The following is an 18,586-nucleotide window of genomic DNA, read 5'->3' as shown; positions in this document are numbered from 1 at the left end:
AGAGTCTCCATGGCCTTGAAAGCATGACAGAAGCCGCACCCGACCAGAGCCAGCTCGCCACCGACCCCGTCTGTGGCATGAAGGTCGATCCCCATGTGGGGAAACCCACCCGCGACTACCAGGGGCACACCTATCATTTCTGCTCGGATGGATGTCAGGCGAAATTTGCCGCAGACCCTGAGCGCTATCTGACCAAGCAGGGCGAGCCGAAGCCTGCGCCCCCCGGCACGCTCTACACCTGCCCCATGCATCCGGAGATCGTGCAGGAGGGCCCCGGCCCCTGCCCCATCTGCGGCATGGCGCTCGAGCCCATGGGCGCGCTGGCGCAGGACGCCCCGAACGAAGAGTTGATCGACTTCACGCGGCGCCTTTGGGTCGCCCTGCCGCTATCGCTCATCATCGTCGCGCTCGATATGAGCGCCCATGTCTTCGGCATCGATCTCCTGCCCTTCCTCTCGCCCCACGCCGAGCAGTGGCTGTTGCTGGCGCTCGCCACCCCCGCAGTACTGTGGTGCGGCTGGCCGTTCTTCGTGCGGGGCTTCGAGTCCCTGCGCTCCGGGTGGCTCAACATGTTCACCCTGATCGGGCTCGGCACCGGCGCCGCCTATCTCTATAGCCTCGTCGCCACCATCGCCCCGGACCTGTTTCCGGGCTCCATGCGGGACTCCCACGGCCTGGTCCCCGTCTATTTCGAGGCGGCCGCCGTTATCGTCGCGCTGGTGCTTGTGGGCCAAGTACTGGAGCTGCGCGCCCGGGAAAAGACAGGGGGCGCCATCCGCGCACTTCTCGATCTCGCGCCCAAGACGGCCCTGCGCGTCCTGAAGGACGGCCAGATCGAGGCCGTCCCCCTCGCCGAAATTAAGGTCGGCGACGTGCTGCGCGTGCGTCCGGGCGACAAGATCCCCATCGACGGTACGGTGATCGAAGGCCGTAGCACGGTCGACGAATCCATGCTCACCGGCGAACCCGTGCCGGTGGAGAAAACGCAAGGCGACTCGGTGACGGGCGGCACCCTGAACGGCACTGGCGCCTTCGATATGCGGGTCGACCGCACCGGCGCCGAAACCACCCTCTCCCAAGTGGTCAACATGGTGGCCGACGCGCAGCGCTCCCGCGCGCCCATCCAGCGGCTCGCCGATGTGGTCTCCGGCTATTTCGTGCCGGCGGTGATCGCCGTCGCGGTGATCGCCTTCATCGTCTGGGTGTTCTTCGGGCCGGCGCCACAGCTTGCCCACGCGCTTGTCGCAGCCGTCAGCGTGCTCATCATCGCCTGTCCCTGCGCACTCGGCCTCGCCACGCCGATCTCCATCATGGTCGCCACGGGGCGCGGCGCTCAGGCCGGTGTGCTCGTGCGCAATGCCGCCGCGCTCGAACGTCTCGCCGCGGTGAATACGCTCGTGGTCGACAAGACCGGCACCGTCACCGAAGGCAAGCCGAGTCTGACCGGGGTCGAGACGGCGCAAGGTTTCGAGCCGGATGAGCTGCTGCGCCTGGCCGCGGCGCTTGAGACAGGCAGCGAGCATCCCTTGGCCGAAGCGATCCTGAGGGGCGCGGAGGAGAAGGGCCTCAGACCTGAGAAGACCCGAGACTTCGAGGCCGTCACTGGTCAAGGCGTCAAAGGCCGTGTCGGCGACCGCGACGTCCTGTTTGGCAATGCCCGCTTGATGGAGGCGGCAAGCATCGACGTCTCCCCGCTCGAAGGAAAAGCAGACGAGCTCCGCCAGGGCGGCGAGACCGTGATGTTCTTGGGCGCCGGCGGCAAGCTTGCCGGCATCTTAGCCGTGGCCGACCCCATCAAGGAGAGCGCCGCGGAATCGATTGCCGCTCTGCATGCGCTTGGGCTACGGATTGTCATGGCGACCGGCGACAACGCAACGACGGCGAAAGCCGTCGCCGCCAAGCTCGGCATCGACGAGGTGCACGCCGGCCTCAAGCCGGAAGAAAAATTGACCCTGATCGAAAACCTGCAGCACGGCGGCGCCGTGGTCGCCATGGCCGGGGACGGCATCAACGATGCGCCAGCGCTGGCGAAGGCGGATGTCGGGATCGCCATGGGCACGGGCGCGGATGTTGCCATGGAGAGCGCCGGCCTTACGCTGCTCAAGGGCGATTTGCGTGGCGTGGTGCGCGGCGTGAAGCTTGCCCGCGCCACCATGCGCAACATCAAGCAGAACCTGTTCTTCGCGTTTTTCTATAACGCCATTGGCGTGCCGGTGGCCGCGGGCGTGCTCTATCCCGTCGCCGGAATTCTGCTGTCGCCCATCGTCGCCGCGGCCGCCATGAGCCTGTCGTCGGTGTCGGTGGTGGGCAATGCGCTCCGCTTGCGCCGCGTCGATCTCCGCTAGGCAGCGCGCTTAGATCTTCGGCGGCGCGTCAACGACCACCCCGATCAGCGCGGCGATCACTACAGCCAGGACGAAGGCCCCGAAGAACCCGCCGTAGAACAACGCACGGCGGCCTTCCTTGTCCAGACCAAGCTCGATCCGCCGGGCCCATTCTCCGGGATAATCCTTGCCGGAAACCTGGTGGCTGGGCCGCAGGGCCGACGGTTCTTTTTCGGTCGCGCTCATGAGGGCACTCCTAGCCAAAAATTCCGAGATAAATGGCCACTGCCGCCATCAGCACGATACCGCCGAACAGTCCGGCGAAGAAGATCGCCCGGGACCATTTGGTCTTGAGGATGATCTCGCCTTGCCGCGCTTTTCGGCGGGATAGACCTCTGGCGGCGTCCGTTCGCTCGAAGTGGACTCTTCGTTGGTGGCAATTGCACTCATTGGGCATCTCCCTTTTGAGGCTCTCCTAGAGGTAACACACCACCCGGGCCGTCGGTTTCATGGATTTCGGCCGTGGGTAGCCGAGCTTCGGGCTTGGCACGGCGCGCCGGGCCCTCTAAGAGCGACGGAGAGGAAAGGCTTAAGTCCCTATGAACGAGTCCAGCCGCCAGCCGAAATTTCTCGAGGCGTACACGCCGTCCGCTTATCTCATTGATGCGGTGGTGCTTGAGGTGGCCCTGGCGCCCAAGGGCGCCAGCGTCGCGTCCACCCTGACCATGCGGCCTAATCCGGTCGCGGCGGGCGGACAGCCCCTCGTGCTCGACGGCGAGGCGCTGACACTCGAGCGCATCGCGCTCAACGGCAAAGATCTCGAGCCCGGCGATTACGCGCTCTCCTCCGGCAAGCTCACCATCGACACTCTCCCGGCGGAGCCCTTCACGCTCGCAATCGTGACGCGGTGCGACCCTGAGGCCAATACCGAGCTCTCCGGCCTCTATCGCTCACGTGGCACCTACTGCACCCAGTGCGAGCCCGAAGGCTTCCGCCGCATCACCTATTTTCTGGACCGGCCCGACGTGCTCGCCGTCTATACGGTACGCATCGAGGGGGACCGCGACACCACGCCGGTGCTGCTTTCCAACGGCAACCTGGTCGAAGCCGGCGAGATCCCCGGGACTGGCCGCCATTTTGCGATCTGGCACGATCCCTTCCCCAAGCCCTCCTACCTGTTCGCGCTGGTCGGTGGCGACCTGGCCTCGGTCCACGACACCTTCACCACCGCATCGGGACGCAAGGTTGCGCTCGGCATCTATGTGGAGCCCGGCAAGGAGGATCGCTGCGGCTGGGCCATGGAGTCGCTGAAGCGCGCCATGCGCTGGGATGAGGAGCGCTTCGGCCTCGAATACGATCTCGACGTGTTCAACATTGTCGCCGTCAGCGACTTCAATATGGGCGCGATGGAGAACAAGGGCCTCAACATCTTCAACGACAAGCTCGTGCTGGCCCGCCCGGACACCGCGAGCGACGGCGACTACGCCTCGATCGAAAGCGTCATCGCCCACGAGTACTTCCATAACTGGACCGGCGATCGCGTCACCTGCCGCGACTGGTTCCAGCTTTGCCTGAAGGAAGGTCTGACGGTGTTCCGCGACCAGGAGTTCACCGGCGACGTTCGCATGGGGCCGGTCGAGCGCATCATCACCGCACGCCTGTTGAAGACGCATCAATTTCCAGAAGATGCCGGTCCCCTCGCCCATCCAGTCCGGCCCGCGTCGTATATCGAGATCAACAACTTCTATACGTCCACGGTTTACGAAAAGGGCGCCGAAGTCTGCCGCATGTTGCAGACCCTGCTTGGCCGCGACGCCTTCCGCAAGGGTATCGACCTCTATTTTGAGCGCCATGACGGCCAGGCCGCGACGGTCGAGGACTTTGTCGCCGCCATGGCGGACGCGTCAGGCCGCGATCTCACCCAGTTCATGCGCTGGTACACCCAAAGCGGCACGCCGGAGCTCGCCTGCTCACTCGACTACGATCCGCACAAGAAGACCGCGCGCCTGAAGGTGAGCCAGGTTGTGCCCCCAACGCCGGGGCAAACCAGCAAGGAGCCGATGCACATTCCGCTGAAAGTCGGCCTGATCGGCGCCAATGGCGATGATCTCCCGCTCAATCTCAACGGTGAGGCAGTCCCCGACGGCCTACTTGAGGTGACCGAGCGCGAGCAGGTCTTCGAGTTTTATGACGTACCGGCGCCACCCACGCCGTCGCTGCTGCGCGATTTCTCCGCCCCCGTACGCCTCACCACGAGCCTCGATCCCCATCAGATCGAGTTCCTGATGATGCATGACGGCGACCCGTTCAATCGCTGGCAGGCCGCGCAGACCTACGCGACCAATCTGATGACCGCAGCAGCACGGAACGGTCTCGACATAGGCCCGGTCACTGGCAAGGAAGCGGTTCGTCTTGCGCAAGCGCTCGCCGCTACGGTTCGCGACGAAACGCTGGGGGCCGCCTATCGCGCCGAAGCCCTGAAGCTGCCGAGCGAATCCGACATCGCCCGCGAACTCGGGCGCAATGTCGATACCGATGCCGTGCTGCACGCGCGCAACGCCTTGCGCGCCAAGATCGGGGAGACCATTAGCGAGACGCTGGCCGAGATCTATGGCGCCGCGGCGCCGCAAGGTGAATTCTCGCCCGATCCGGCAAGCGCTGGCCTCCGGGCGCTGCGTAATGCGGCACTTGACCTTCTGACTGCGACGGAGACGCAAGACGCGATCGACCGGACGCTGCGCCACTATAGAGACGCCTCCAACATGACGGACGCCATCATGGCGCTCTCAATTTTGTCGCACGTGCAATCGCCGGTTCGTGACGAGGCCCTCGCGGACTTCTACGAGCGTTGGCAGGACGAGCCGCTTGTTCTCGACAAATGGTTCGCCGTGCAGGCGCGCGCAGTCCGCCCGGATTCCGTCGAGACGGTGCGTGGCCTCCTCGCCCACCCGAAATTTTCCCTGAAAAACCCCAACCGCGTGCGCGCCCTGATCGGCTCCTTCGCGCAAGCCAACCCTTCCGGCTTCAACCGCGGCGATGGCGAGGGCTATCGGCTTCTGGCCGATCAGGCATTGATGATCGACCGGTTCAATCCCCACGTAGCGGCCCGGCTTTTAGGCGCCTTCGAGAGTTGGCACACGCTGGAGCCAAAGCGCCAAGCCCACGCAAAAGCCGCTCTGGAAGGCCTTGCTAGCCAAGAGCTTTCCACCGACAGCTACGAGATCGTCACCAAGACTCTTGGCGGCGCCTAGAATCGTTCCCCTGCTGTCAACGGGTTGTTAACCCAATTTCCACAGGTTTTCTCTGGACAGATGCGTCCGTCCTCGATTCCATGGACGGAAGCGATTCGGAGATGCGGCAACTTCTCCGGGACTGCGACGAGAGAAGAAGGGGGACCGAATGGCGCGGGCACGTTCTGCGCGAGGCGAGGGAGTCTTTTCTATCGCGGGGCCACAATGGCAGGACCTGCGTGCTCTCTTCGATCGCCATCTCCCCTCCACCGAAGTTCTGCGCCGCCTTATCCCGATTCTTCTAATCGGCTTCGCGGTCACGACCTGCCTGGGCTTCTACTATCAGATCAGTAACGGCAAGGACGCGGCGCTGGATTCCGCGCAGCGGCAGCTCGCGCTAACGGCCGAGGTCGCCGGCCTGCAGCTCAAACCCGAAACCCTCAACTCCAGCACGGATTGGCAAGTCGCCCTCGCTGACAGCCTCCCGAAAGGCGCGATCTACAATGGACGCACAGCCCTGCTCGCCGATGCCGAAGGCGGCATCCAGGCCCGCGCGCCCATCGACAGCCCCTACCAAGGAAACCTTCTCACGATTCTCGGGCCCCAGCAGCCCCTGACGATCATGGGCGCCGACGCGGGCGTGCTGCGCATCACCCTGTTCGACGGCACCGATGCCCTCGTTACCGTGCGCAACATCCCGAAAACCGACGCGCAACTGGCTTTCCTTCAGCCGGTGAGCCACGCCCTCTCCGGCTGGCGGAGCGATGCCATTATCGAGATCACGCTCCTTGTTTGCGCCGGACTGGTGCTCGCCCTCGTTGCCGGCGGACTGTGGTATCTCGCGCCGCCTGCGGCCACCGCGCAGAGGGACGCTCTTACCGAAGAGCTGACCGAGGCGCTGCCCGGTTGCGGTGTCTGGCGCTGGAACTTGGCCCGCGGTCACGTGCACTGGTCCGCGCCCATGTACCGGCTGCTTGGGGCCGAACCAATGACCGAAGCCATGCCCTACGGTGTCCTGGCTCAGGCCCTGCACCGCGACGACGACCTGCGCGCCGAAGTCGACCGTCACTTGCGCGAAGGCATCTCGCTGTTCGACCAATGCTTCCGCCTGCGCCACGCGGAGGGCCATTGGGTCACGATCCGCTTGCGCGGACATATCACCCGGAACCTCTCAGGTGCCGAGCCCTACCTCACCGGCATGGCGGTGCTTGCCGACCAGGACGCGATCCCCGGAGCAGCCGACGCCAACGCACGCCTGCGCGACGCGGTGGAGACCATCTCCGAAGCCTTCGTCTTGTGGGACAACCAGAACCGGCTGGTGATGTGCAACAGCAAATACCAGCAGTTCCATGGCCTCGCCGACGATTTGGTGAGGCCTGGGAGCTCTTATGACGAAGTCATCGCCGCCGCCGCCGAGCCGATCGTCTCCAAACGTATCGCCGTCGCCGGCAAGGACGCTGGCGATCAGCGGACCTACGAAGCGCAATTGGAAGATGGCCGCTGGCTCCACATCAATGAGCGTCGTACCCGCGACGGCGGCTATGTCAGCGTCGGCACGGACGTTAGCGACCTGAAGGAGAGCCAAACCCGCAATGCTGAGAGCGAGCAGCAGCTCCGCGCCAGCGTTGCCGAGTTGCGGCTTTCACGCCGCGAGCTGGAGCACCAAAAACAGCAACTCGTCGATCTCGCCGAGAAATACGCGCTTGAGAAGAACCGCGCGGAAGCCGCGAACCGCGCCAAGTCCGAGTTCCTCGCCAATATCAGCCACGAGCTTCGCACGCCACTGAACGCGGTAATCGGCTTCTCCGAGGTGATGCAGCAGGCGTTGTTCGGCCCGCTCGGCCATCCGAAATATCAGGAGTACTCCCGCGACATCTACTCAAGCGGCGCCTACCTGCTCGAAGTCATCAACGACATCCTCGACATGTCGAAGATCGAGGCTGGGCGCATGACCCTCGATGTCAGCACTGTGGATGTGGCGGACATCATTGAAGACAGCATGAAGGTGGTGAACCAGGCCGCCGCTGAGCGCGGCATCACCTTGGAGCGCCACGGCCCGGCCCAGCTCGCCATCGAAGCAGACCGCCGCTCGTTGAAGCAGGTCTTCCTCAATCTCCTGTCGAACGCGGTCAAGTTCACCCGCGACAGTGGCCGTGTGGATGTGCATCTGTCCCGGAGAAACGGTCAGGTGAAGATCGCCATCAAGGACACCGGGATCGGCATCGCCGAGACGGACATCACCAAGCTCGGCAAGCCCTTTGAGCAAGTGGAAAACCAGTTCTCCAAGAGCCATCAAGGCAGTGGGCTCGGGCTGGCGATCTCCCGCGCGCTCATCGAGCTTCACGGCGGCACGCTCCAGATCAAGAGCCGCGAAGGTCAGGGAACGACTGTCACCTGCACCCTGCCCATCCAGGCTGTTCAACCGGTCGAGGAAGAGCCGCTCGCCGAGAGCGCTTAGGATCCTAGGCTTGCCATCCCCGCTTTCCCTTGCTGCTGAGTAGAGCGCCGGCCGATTGTCGGAGACCGCAACCGTTCCGGCCTTGGTCGAGCGCAAGCCAAGGAATTGATTGAAATTCAATTCAAAGGCCGTTCAAATTTTCCGACATGTCTTGGTATTAACAGTAAACGGACGCGTCGCTTTCTGGTCATGAGCCCTCCATATTTCGGGACCCTTCGCATCTGCAACATGCGCGCGTTAGCGACGGAGGGGGAACCATGGAAGAGCAACAAAGGACCGTGCCGCATGTCTGCGTTACCGATGGCAAACATCACATTCGAAAGTTCCTCAGAGAGGCCCTGAAAGAGCTCGTCTTCACCGCGTATGAGTGCGCAGAGGAGCACGACTTGAACGCGGCCCTCGACGCACGATCGCCAGACCTGGTTCTTCTCGGGTTGATGTCCGGAGCTGTCGCGGCAGGTGACGTCCTGAGGATGCTCGCGGATAGGAATTTCACCGGCAAGATCCTGCCGGTTGCCCAACGTGATTCGACGGTCGTAAGTGAGATCCAAGACCGGGCTGAAAGACTCGGCATGACCATACTGCCGCCGCTGCTCACGCCGTTTACCCCCGAACGCCTGCGCGACAGTGTCGCCGTCCTGTTGCCTGAAACGTCGTTGAACCCTCTCGTCGACCTCACCGAGGCCGTGCGCGGAGGCTGGCTCGAGTTATGGTATCAACCGAAGATCGACGCGCGGTTGATCGTCATGCGTGGCGCCGAGGCGCTGCTGCGCGTACGTCATCCCATCTGGGGAATTATCCCACCCGCCTACTTCATGGCGGACGACGGAGACCCGCGCTTCCCCTCGATCTCGGAAGCCGTAATATCCCGCGCGATCGATGACTGGCATTACTTCTTCCTCGAACGTGGACACACCGAGCTCGCAATCAACCTCCCCATTACCTTTTTTCAGAACCCCACTTCGATTAATTGTTTGCGGAAGAAACTGCCTCACCACGCCGCTTTCGAGGGGCTGATCGTGGAAAGCAACGGCACGGAAATCGGGCGCAACCTGACTCACGCAAAGGATGTCGCGAGAGAGCTTCGTCTCCATAAGATCGCAATTTCGGTTGACGACGTCGGCGCGGAATGGCCCTCGCTGACCAGTCTAAGCGAGTTCCCCTTTGTCGAGATCAAAATTGATCGGAAATTCGTCCTCGGCTGCGCCGGAGATCAATTAAAGCAGTCAATGTGTCGCCGCATCATCGACCTTGGCCAGAGGAATGGTGCGCGCACCGTCGCTGAAGGCGTCGAAACATGGGCGGATTTCCTTACCTTGCGGGAGATGGGCGTCGATCTCGTCCAGGGTATTCTCTTCGCCGAGCCAATGAGCGTGGAGCGGTTTGCACAAGACGGCTGGTCGGCTTCGCAAATGTCTCTTCCGTCGGGGCAATCATTCTCTATTGAAGAACTTGCCAATTGCAGCCGACGATGGCCTGACGTCCCGGCCTGCGGTCTCATGCGATGATCCGGTCGAACGCGTCGTGTACGTTTGCCAGCGTGTCCCTCAACATCGCTTCCAGGGTCGCGAAGTCGGGCATGTCGGATGCACGCGCCAACAGTTCCCTGAGCGCCAGAGGCGCCTCCGCGGCGTCGAACGGCTTGTCGAGGCATAGCCGGAGAACTTGCGTCAGCGTGTGGTAGAGCCGCGCCGCAGGGACTAGGATTTCGGCGTCAGGTGGCGAGAGCACGCCTGCGGCGGATAGCTTGGTCAGCGCCAGCTCCGTGTTCTGATCGAGGACATTAGGGTGCTCGGCGGCGCTCACGATCTGGAGGAATTGGGCAAGGAATTCCATGTCGACCAGCCCGCCGCGCACCTGCTTCAGATCCCAGATATCGGAGGTCCCCTTTTCGGCGGCGATCTTGGCGCGCATCGTCTGGACCTCCTGCGCCACCGCCGCCCTGTCGCGCGGCCGCACCAGCACGGCCTCGATCGTGTCGTTGATCGCCCGGCGCAGCTCGACAGGCCCGGCGACCACGCGCGCGCGGGTCAGCGCCAGATGCTCCCAAGTCCAGGCGGAGCGCTCATGATAGTCGACGAAGCCCGATAGCCTTGTCGCCACCGGTCCTTGGCTGCCCGAGGGGCGCAACCGCATATCGACCTCGTAGAGCGCGCCTTCCGCGGTCTGCGCCGAGAGCGCCGCGATCAGGCGCTGTGTGAAGCGCGTGTAATACTGCGTGCCCGGCAGACTTCTCTCGCCGTCGGACTGCGTATCCTCCCCGCTGAAGTCGTAGACGGTGATGAGATCGAGATCGGATGCCGCCGTCATCTCGTAGCTGCCGAGCTTACCCATGGCGACCACGGCCACCGCACCGCCCGGCATATTGCCATACTGCTCCACGAGTTCCTCGCTGACGCAGCCGCACAGGGCCTCGATCAAAGTCTCCGCCAGCGCCGCGTACGCCGCTCCGGCCTGGCGCGCCGAGATCGTGCCGGAGATCACCCGGACGCCGATGAGGAAGCCCTGCTCGCGCCCCACAATGCGCGCCCGGTCGAGTGCGTCCTGGTAGTCGGTGGCGAGGGAGAGTGCGCTTGCGACAATTTCTTTGAGCTTCGCGGGCGACGGCACCACGCCGAAGAACCCCGGATCGAGCACCGCGTCGAGCAACTTCGGACGCCGGCCGATAATCTTGGCAAGCCGCGGAGCGGTGCCCATGATGTCGGCCACGAGGCGCAGCAGGCTTGGATTGGCTGCGAGCAGCGAGAAGAGCTGAAGTCCCGCCGGCATGCTGGCGATCACCTTGTCGAATGTGGCGAGCGCCAGGTCCGGCTCCGACGTGCGGCCGAAAGCTTCGAGCAGATGCGGCAGGAACTCGGTCAGCCGTTCGCGCGCCTTGGCGCTGCGCGTCGCGGCGTAGCGGCCCGATTGCCAGGCGCGGATGGCGGCGATGACCGCGCCGGGGTTGGTGAAGCCAAGCGCTCCGAGACTGGCAAGAGCCGCCGGATCGGTATCATCCGCCACGACAATTCCGGGCGCCGAGGTCTGCTGCTCCGGGATTTTCTCGAACAGCGCCCCATAGTGCGCCTCCACCAGCTTGAACCGGGCGAGAAGCGCGTCCCCGAACGCATCGGTGTCCGAAAACCCGCAAAGCCGCGCGACGCGGTCAAGTTCGTTCTTATCGTCGGGGATGATATGGGTCTGCTGGTCGCCCACCATCTGGAGGCGGTTCTCCACCCGGCGCAGGAAGAGATAGGCTTGCGCAAGTTCATCCGCCGCTTGGCTTTCGATCCACCCGCCTTCGGCCAGCCGCGCCAAGGTCTCCAGCGTACCCCGCGTGCGAAGCTCGGGGTGGCGTCCGCCGGCAATCAATTGCTGGGTCTGGGCGAAGAACTCGATGTCGCGGATACCGCCCCGGCCGAGCTTGATGTCGTGCCCGCCAACGGCGATAGCGCCATGCCCTTTGAAGGCGTGGACCCGCCGCTTCATGGCGTGGATGTCGGCGACTGCGGCGAAGTCGAGATATTTGCGCCATATGAAGGGCGCGAGCTGATCCAGAAACGCCGCGCCCAGCGCCATGTCTCCGGCCGCGATGCGCGCCTTGATCAGCGCCGCTCGCTCCCAGTTCTGTCCGAAGCTCTCGTAATAGGTGAGACCCGCATCCGTCGAGAGCGCGATCTGCGTGGCGCCGGGATCGGGCCTGAGCCGAAGGTCGGTACGATAGGCATAGCCATCGCCGGTCTGTTCTTGGACCAGCCGCACAAGCTCGCGCGTGAGCTTCACGAAGAACGACGACGGTTCGACGCCCTCAGCGAGCTCCGCCTGTTCAGCGTCGTAGAACACCATGAAATCGATGTCGCTCGAATAGTTCAGCTCCATGGCGCCGAGCTTGCCCATGGCAATGACGAAATAGCCGGGCGCCTCCTCGGCCGATGTCACCTGCCCTGCCTCGCGCGCCTTGCGAAACAAGAACGCCACGCCGGCCTGGAGAGTCGCATCCGCCGCCTCGCTCAAGCCGGCGAGTGTCTGCTCCGTCGGCCACACGCCTCCCAGATCGGCGAGCGCCGTTAGAAGCGCGCTGCGCTGCTTGAACCGGCGCAGCAGGACCATCGCCTCCTTGGTGCCGGGCGCCTGCGCCACCTCTTCGGCCAAGGCCTCTCGCGCCTCGTCGAGATGGGTGTCGGGATCGCGCGTCAGACAGTCGGCGAGCAGGTCTGGAGACCGCTGGGCAAGCGCGGCGAGATAGCCGGAGCCTGAGAAAACGGCCTGTAGCAACGCCGCGGCATCAGGCGTCGCGGCAGCCTCCGCTGCTTTCGCCAACACCGGACTTTCCGCAAACGCCTGACAGACCGCCTGGTAGACATCGGCGCCGCGGGCCGCGTCATAGACTTCGGGGCATTCGGTAATGCGGTCGGCGAGCGCCGTCACGTCGGTCTTAGCTCTGCTCCCGTGGACGGCTCCGCCGCCGTCCCGTTGACGAGCGCATCACCCTCCAAGGGAATAGAGAGGACGACACGGAGGCCCGGTTCGTTGTCCTCGAGCCTCAGCGCGCCACCATGTAGCCTCGCCACCGCCGCGACAAGGCTCAAGCCGAGCCCGCTGCCGGGCTCCGAGCGGCTCTCTTCGAGACGCACAAAGCGCCCCAGAACGCGCTCGCGCTCGGATGCCGGCACGCCCGGACCCCGGTCCGCGACGATGATTTCGGCCGTTCCGTCATGGACTTCCGCGCGAATATCAACCTCCGGCGCCCAGCCATTGCCGCCTTGGGCCTGTGGCGCGCCATATTTAAGCGCGTTGTCGATCAGATTTGTGATGGCCTGGCCCAGAAGCTGCCGGTCGCCCCGAACGGCGATCGGCCCTTCAGCTTGCGCCTTGAGCGTGATCCCCCGCTCCTCGGCCACCGGCTCGTAGAGCTCGGCCACGTCGCTCACCAGCGCGGAGAGGTCCAGCCTGTCGCGATTGTCGCCGGCGGCGCCCGCCTCCAGCCGCGCGATGGAGAGCAGCGCGTTGAACGTCTTGATCAGACCGTCGGCCTCCTCGATGGTCCGCTCCAACGTCTCGCGATAGACATTCTCGTCGTAGGGCTCACGCAGCGCCTCTTCCACCCGGTTGCGCAGCCGATTGAGTGGCGTCTTCAAGTCGTGCGCGATATTGTCCGACACCTCGCGCAAGCCCGCCATGAGCTGCTCGATGCGCCCCAGCATCAAGTTGAGACTTTGCGACAAGCGATCGAGCTCATCGCCCGAACCGCTCACCGGCAGCCGCCCGCTGAGATCGCCCGCCATAATAGTGCGTGTGGTCGCCGAAAGATTGTCGATGCGCGCGAGCAGTCTGCGGCTCACCCAATAGCCGCCGCCGATCCCCACCAGCGCCATCACGCCAAGCCCCCACAACATTGTGCTGCGGATCAAGCGCGAGAGCTCCCGCCTGTCTTCGATGTCGCGTCCGACGATCAGCCGGTAACCGCCCGGCAGCCGAAACACGTTGGCAAATGCCAACCGCCGCTCCACCCCGCCGGGCGCTGGCCGGCTATAGAAAAACTCCACCGGGCCGAGACTGTCCCAGAGCTGCGGCGACACTGCGCTCAAATTCCCGGCGAGCTGCTTCCCGTCCTTATCGGCGACGAGATAGAGGCTGTTGCCGGGCGTGCGGCTGCGCTCGGCGGCAGTGCGCACAAGCTGATCGAGCCCACCCGCCCGGTACTGCTCGGCAAGTCCCTTTAGCTCCGCATCGATTGTCTGGTTGAGTTGCCGCGACAGCAGGACCGTCGTGTTCCAATAGATATAGGCAATGGCAACGATCGCAGCGACGCTGAACAGCGCGAGATAAGTCAGCGACAGGCGGAAGGTGGTGGTCCGGAAGAGCTTAGTGAGCGCTGTCACGGATGGTGTAACCGGCGCCGCGGACCGTGTGCAGGAGCGGGTCTCCGAAGCTCTTGTCGATCTTGGAGCGGAGCCGCGAGATGTGGACGTCGATGACATTGGTCTGCGGATCGAAGTGGTAGTCCCACACATTTTCCAGCAGCATTGTGCGCGTCACCACCTGCCCTGCGTGCTTCATCAGATATTCGAGCAGGCGGAACTCGCGCGGCTGCAACATAATCGCTTCGCCGGCGCGCGTCACCTTGTGAGACAGCCGGTCGAGCACCAGATCGCCCACGACGAGCCGCGTCGAGCCTTCCTCGGGCGAGGTGCGGCGGGCAAGCACCTCGATACGCGCGAGCAGTTCGCTGAACGCATAGGGCTTGGTGAGATAGTCGTCGCCGCCGGCGCGCAAGCCCTTGACCCGGTCATCGACTTCGCCGAGCGCGGAGAGGATCAGCGCCGGGGTGCGAATTTCCTCGGACCGTAGGGCCTTGATGACGCCGAGCCCGTCGCATTTGGGGAGCATGCGGTCGACGATTAGAACGTCGTAGGCGTTGGTCCTAGCCAGATGGAGCCCGGCTTGACCGTCGGCGGCGTACTCGGCGACATGGCCCGACTCCTTGAGGGCCCGCTTGAGGAACGCCGCGGTCTCCTGATCGTCCTCGATCACCAGAACGCGCATGTCACGGGCCTCCCTGGCAACGCTGCCGATGTGGGGGAAAGAGGTGGGCGGCACGGTCGGGGGGAAACCGTGCCGCCCTCCGGCGAAAGAAGGCTGTTTTAAGCCTTCTTCAGTGAAAGCGCCACGAAGCGCGTTTGATCGCCGGTCTTTACCTGCATCAGGACCTTGACCGTGTCCTTGCCGTCTTTGGCGCCAGCCATGGCCTTCTTGACGCCCGTGGAGACGTCGCCCGGTGCGGAGACGTTGACGCCCGCGACTTGCAGGATGATATCGCCTGGCTTGAGGCCCTTGTCAGCGGCATCGCTGGAAGGATCGACCTCGGTGATGACGACACCCTCGTCACCAGCGCCGGGGATCTTCACCGCGGGCGCAAGCGACAGGCCGAGATCCTCCATCTGCTCGCTCTGGTTGGCGGGCTCGTCCTGGAGCGCGGCCAACTTCTTGGCACTGGGGAAGGAGCCGAGCATCATGTCGACTTCGCGCTTGTCGCCGTAACGAACGATGGACAGCTTGACCTCGGTGTCAGGGTCGAGCTCGGCGATCTTGCGAGCGAGATCGCGAGAGTCTTTGACCTCCTCGCCGTTCACTTCGACGATGACGTCGCCGGCCTTGATGTCCTCCTTGGACGCCGGGCCATCCTCGGTCACCTTGGTGATCATGGCGCCCTTGGGCTCCTTCAGGCCGATGGAATCGGCGATGTCGTCATTGACGTTCTGAATGACAACACCAAGCCAACCACGATCGACACTGCCGTCGCTCTGGAGCTCTGTCACCACCTGCTTCACGAGCGCGGCCGGGACGGCAAACGCAATACCCACATTGCCACCGGACGGTGAGAAGATGGCTGTGTTCACACCGATCACCTCGCCGTCGAGATTGAAGGTCGGCCCACCCGAATTACCCCGGTTCACCGCGGCGTCGATCTGCAGATAGTCGTAAGGACCCGAACCGATGTCACGGTTATGAGCCGAGATAATGCCGGCGGTTACCGTGCCGCCGAGGCCGAACGGATTACCCACCGCGAGCACCCAGTCGCCGACGCGCGGGGCCTTGTCGGAGAATTTCACGAAGGGAAACTTCTTGCTTGTCTCTTCGGTCACCTTGAGGAGCGCCAGGTCGGTGCGCGGATCGGTTCCAACGAGCTTGGCCGTGAACTTCTCGCCGTCCTCCATGGTCACGGAGATGTTGTCGGCGTCCTCAACCACGTGGTTGTTCGTCACCAAGTAGCCGTCTTCGGACACAAAGAAACCGGAGCCTTGCGCAAGGCTTGGCGTCGGCTTGGAGGGGCCTTGCGGCATGCCCTTACGGAACTGCTTGAAGAAATCGTAGAGCGGATTGTCTTCCGGCAGGTCGGGCATGCCAGGAATCGGCATCCCATCGTTCTGTGCCATCTTGACGTCGCCCTTGACGTTGATGCTGACCACGGCCGGGCTCACCTTGGCCACCAGATCGGCAAAGGTCAGCGGCGCGCGGCCAAAGGGCATCTCCATGGTCTGCGGTGTCTGGGCGGTCTCGGCCACGGCGAAGGGCATGCCCGAGCCGAGCGTCAACCCCAATGCACCAGTGGCGATCAGGGCGGCGGCGAGGAGCGCGGGCTTGCGGGTCAGCTTCGGCAACCGCGGGCTCTCGTTCGCAGCTGGGCTCTGGTCAGTTCTCATTGGTCACCTCGTCTCCTGAGAAGAAAAAAATCCCGTTGATCCTGTCTTGCTCCGGCCGAAGACGGGGCAGACGTGCAGGATCGAAATATAGGTGTTCACCAATTACGCCGCGGTTTCGGCGGCATTAAATTTCTGTAAGGTTCAGCGGCGCCAACTGCCTGGATTTCAAGGCATTGCGGGCATAGAGCCTCGGACTCTAGCCCTCGCCAACGAGGCGCTTGAGGCGGCGCTTTTCGTTTGCGCTCAAGGGCTTGGGGCCTTCTGCGGCGAACTTCCGGCGCCGGTAGCCGAGGACGATTGCCGCGAGCGCCGCCAGTAAGACCGCCGGCGTGGCGAGCCATAGCAGCCACGTGTGCGGCGTGAAGCGCGGCTTCAGCAGCACGAACTCGCCGTAGCGGGCCACCACAAACTCGATGATCTCCTTGTCCGAATCGCCGGCCTCGAGACGCTCGCGCACGAGCACGCGCAAATCCTTGGCGAGCGGTGCATCGGAATCGTCGATCGATTGGTTCTGGCAGACGAGACAACGCAGGCCCGCCGATAAATCGCGCGCGCGGGCCTCGAGCGCCGGGTCGCCCAGCACCTCGTCGGGCTGAACCGCCATCGCGGGCCCCAGAGAAATCGTTCCGGCAACGAGGGAGAGAACAAGGGCGAGGAGCAACCGGCGGAACGTCATCGTCACTCCGTCACCGCCGCCGTCTTCGATTTCGGCTTTGCCCGTTTTGGGGCGCCCACCCGCAAGCGCCGGTCGGACAAGGATACGCCGCCGCCGAAGAACATCACCAATGGGCCAATCCAAATGAGCCGGACCAATGGGTTGAAGTAGACCCGGATGCTGTAGGCGCCGTCCTTCAACTCGTCGCCGAGCACCACGTAGAGATCGCCGCGCCAACTATTGTGAATGCCGGCCTCCGTGGTCGCACTCTTCTCCACGGCGAAGGCACGCTTCGACGGCCTAAGCTCGGTCACGGGATTGCCGTTGCGCGTCACCTCGAACACGCCGACCCGCTCCTGATAGTTCGGTCCCTGCCGTGGCGCCACGCCTTTGAATTTCAGCTGGTAGCCGGCGATGTCGACCGTGCCGCCGGGCGAGAGTGCCTCGATTCGCTCGGTGCGCCAGGCCGTCGTCGCCACCAGGCCGATAACCATGAGCCCGACGCCTGCATGCGCAAGCGCACTGCCGTAAGCAGCGCGCGGCAGGTTGCGCGCCCGCCGCCAGCTCTCCGTGCTTGAAGCGTCGAACAGTTTCACCCGGGTCGCGATTTCGGTCGCCGCGCCCATCAAGAGCCAGATGCCCAGTCCGATGCCGAGCGGCGCGAGCCATGGGCCCTTTTGGTTGATCGCGAGTGCGACGATCATCACGCCGAGGCTGACAATGGCCGCCACCATGAGCCGCTGGGCGGCTGCATACAGATCGCCGCGTTTCCAGGCGAGCAGCGGCCCGAACGGCACGGCAATCAGGAGGGGCACGATCAGCGGCACGAAAGTGAGATTGAAGAAGGGGGCGCCGACCGAGATCTTCTCGCCGGTGACCGCCTCGAGCGCCAGCGGGTAAAGCGTGCCGACCAGTACCGCAGCGCAGGCTACCGTCAGCAGAAGATTGTTGAGGACGAGACTGCCCTCGCGGCTGATCGGCGCGAACAGCCCGCCTTTCGACAGAAGCGGCGCGCGCCAGGCGAATAGCGCGAAGGCCCCGCCGATGAACACGGCCATGATGCCGAGGATGAATACCCCGCGTTCCGGATCGACGGCGAAGGTATGCACGGAAGTCAGCACGCCGGAGCGCACCAGGAAGGCGCCCATTAGGCTCAAGGAGAACGTGATGATCGCGAGCAGGATGGTCCACACCTTCAACGCGTCCCGCTTCTCCATGACCAGCGCCGAGTGCAACAGCGCCGTGCCCGCGAGCCACGGCATGAAGGAGGCGTTTTCGACCGGGTCCCAGAACCAGAAGCCGCCCCAACCAAGCTCGTAATAGGCCCACCACGAGCCCATGGCGATGCCGAGCGTCAGGCACATCCAGGCGGCAAGGGTCCAAGGCCGCACCCAGCGGGCCCAGGCGGCGTCGATGCGCCCGTCGATCAGCGCGGCGACCGCGAACGAGAACGCCATGGAGAAGCCCACATAACCTGCATAGAGGAACGGCGGGTGGAACGCGAGCGCCGGGTCTTGCAGCACGGGGTTGAGCCCCTGCCCGTCGAACGGCGCCGGGTCGAGGCGCGCGAAAGGGTTCGACGTCATGACAATGAACAGGAGGAACGCCACGGCGATCGACCCCTGCACCGCGAGCACATTGGCCTGAAGCTGGCGCGGCAGATTGGTGCCGAAGGTCGCCACCGCCGCGCCAAACAGCGCGAGGATCAGCACCCACAAGACCATGGAGCCTTCGTG

General features: G+C 64.1%; 12 protein-coding genes. 4 read left to right on the top strand and 8 right to left on the bottom strand.

Annotation, left to right across the window (positions count from 1 at the left end; all coding sequences use genetic code 11):
- Positions 1-23 precede the first annotated feature (23 nt).
- Complete coding sequence (locus ACSLE4_RS09155) at positions 24-2,345, top strand: heavy metal translocating P-type ATPase (RefSeq protein WP_435904154.1); 2,322 nt, start codon at positions 24-26, stop codon at positions 2,343-2,345.
- Positions 2,346-2,354: 9 nt separating this feature from the next.
- Here ACSLE4_RS09155 and ACSLE4_RS09150 read toward each other — a convergent pair whose 3' ends face one another.
- Together ACSLE4_RS09150 and ACSLE4_RS09145 are read right to left on the bottom strand one after the other, a co-directional pair.
- On the bottom strand, positions 2,355-2,570 hold the full coding sequence (locus ACSLE4_RS09150) for a hypothetical protein (RefSeq protein ID WP_435904153.1): 216 nt from the start codon (positions 2,568-2,570) through the stop codon (positions 2,355-2,357).
- Between the two features lie 10 nt (positions 2,571-2,580).
- The gene (locus ACSLE4_RS09145; protein ID WP_435904152.1) at positions 2,581-2,781 is read right to left on the bottom strand and encodes a hypothetical protein; all 201 of its coding nucleotides are present in this window, start codon (positions 2,779-2,781) and stop codon (positions 2,581-2,583) included.
- 142 nt (positions 2,782-2,923) lie between these two features.
- On the opposite strand from ACSLE4_RS09145, the gene pepN reads away from it, so the two are divergent.
- The 3 genes from pepN (at position 2,924) to ACSLE4_RS09130 (ending at position 9,520) form a co-directional block, all read left to right on the top strand.
- Positions 2,924-5,575 carry an aminopeptidase N gene (gene pepN, locus ACSLE4_RS09140; protein ID WP_435904151.1) on the top strand — a complete coding sequence of 884 codons (2,652 nt, stop codon included), beginning with the start codon at positions 2,924-2,926 and terminating at the stop codon, positions 5,573-5,575.
- A 148-nt stretch (positions 5,576-5,723) separates the two neighbouring features.
- Positions 5,724-8,012, top strand: coding sequence for an ATP-binding protein (locus tag ACSLE4_RS09135; RefSeq protein WP_435904150.1), 2,289 nt, complete (start codon positions 5,724-5,726; stop codon positions 8,010-8,012).
- Between the two features lie 257 nt (positions 8,013-8,269).
- The gene (locus tag ACSLE4_RS09130; RefSeq protein ID WP_435904149.1) at positions 8,270-9,520 is read left to right on the top strand and encodes an EAL domain-containing protein; all 1,251 of its coding nucleotides are present in this window, start codon (positions 8,270-8,272) and stop codon (positions 9,518-9,520) included.
- Here the strand turns inward: ACSLE4_RS09130 and ACSLE4_RS09125 are convergent.
- From ACSLE4_RS09125 to ACSLE4_RS09100, 6 genes are all read right to left on the bottom strand, one after another.
- A complete protein-coding gene (locus ACSLE4_RS09125; RefSeq protein WP_435904148.1) occupies positions 9,510-12,419 on the bottom strand; it encodes a bifunctional [glutamine synthetase] adenylyltransferase/[glutamine synthetase]-adenylyl-L-tyrosine phosphorylase in 2,910 nt (969 codons plus the stop codon). The genes ACSLE4_RS09130 and ACSLE4_RS09125 overlap by 11 nt on opposite strands.
- Entirely contained in the window at positions 12,416-13,873 is a 1,458-nt protein-coding gene (locus tag ACSLE4_RS09120; RefSeq protein WP_435904147.1) for a sensor histidine kinase, read from the bottom strand. Before ACSLE4_RS09120 ends, ACSLE4_RS09125 begins: the two co-directional genes overlap by 4 nt.
- Positions 13,857-14,537, bottom strand: coding sequence for a response regulator transcription factor (locus ACSLE4_RS09115; RefSeq protein WP_069622864.1), 681 nt, complete (start codon positions 14,535-14,537; stop codon positions 13,857-13,859). Before ACSLE4_RS09115 ends, ACSLE4_RS09120 begins: the two co-directional genes overlap by 17 nt.
- Positions 14,538-14,635: 98 nt before the next feature.
- The gene (locus ACSLE4_RS09110) at positions 14,636-16,195 is read right to left on the bottom strand and encodes a Do family serine endopeptidase (protein WP_435904146.1); all 1,560 of its coding nucleotides are present in this window, start codon (positions 16,193-16,195) and stop codon (positions 14,636-14,638) included.
- Positions 16,196-16,391: 196 nt separating this feature from the next.
- Entirely contained in the window at positions 16,392-16,871 is a 480-nt protein-coding gene (locus tag ACSLE4_RS09105) for a cytochrome c-type biogenesis protein (protein WP_435904145.1), read from the bottom strand.
- A 2-nt stretch (positions 16,872-16,873) separates the two neighbouring features.
- The coding region (locus ACSLE4_RS09100) for a heme lyase CcmF/NrfE family subunit (protein WP_435904144.1) at positions 16,874-18,586 on the bottom strand (1,713 nt) is incomplete at its 5' end.

Origin of the sequence: Methyloceanibacter sp., assembly GCF_051306395.1 — a bacterium.
Taxonomy (GTDB): Bacteria; Pseudomonadota; Alphaproteobacteria; order Rhizobiales; family Methyloligellaceae; genus Methyloceanibacter.
This window is presented reverse-complemented; position numbering and strand designations above follow the sequence as displayed.

Bases quoted from the DNA above. Each gene is read 5' to 3' on its own strand.
- ACSLE4_RS09155 (WP_435904154.1), top strand. From the start codon at position 24: ATGACAGAAGCCGCACCCGACCAGAGCCAGCTCGCCACCGACCCCGTC.
- ACSLE4_RS09115 (WP_069622864.1), bottom strand. From the start codon at position 14,537: ATGCGCGTTCTGGTGATCGAGGACGATCAGGAGACCGCGGCGTTCCTC.
- ACSLE4_RS09110 (WP_435904146.1), bottom strand. From the start codon at position 16,195: ATGAGAACTGACCAGAGCCCAGCTGCGAACGAGAGCCCGCGGTTGCCG.
- ACSLE4_RS09150 (WP_435904153.1), bottom strand. From the start codon at position 2,570: ATGAGCGCGACCGAAAAAGAACCGTCGGCCCTGCGGCCCAGCCACCAG.
- pepN (WP_435904151.1), top strand. From the start codon at position 2,924: ATGAACGAGTCCAGCCGCCAGCCGAAATTTCTCGAGGCGTACACGCCG.
- ACSLE4_RS09130 (WP_435904149.1), top strand. From the start codon at position 8,270: ATGGAAGAGCAACAAAGGACCGTGCCGCATGTCTGCGTTACCGATGGC.
- ACSLE4_RS09105 (WP_435904145.1), bottom strand. From the start codon at position 16,871: ATGACGTTCCGCCGGTTGCTCCTCGCCCTTGTTCTCTCCCTCGTTGCC.
- ACSLE4_RS09135 (WP_435904150.1), top strand. From the start codon at position 5,724: ATGGCGCGGGCACGTTCTGCGCGAGGCGAGGGAGTCTTTTCTATCGCG.
- ACSLE4_RS09145 (WP_435904152.1), bottom strand. From the start codon at position 2,781: ATGCCCAATGAGTGCAATTGCCACCAACGAAGAGTCCACTTCGAGCGA.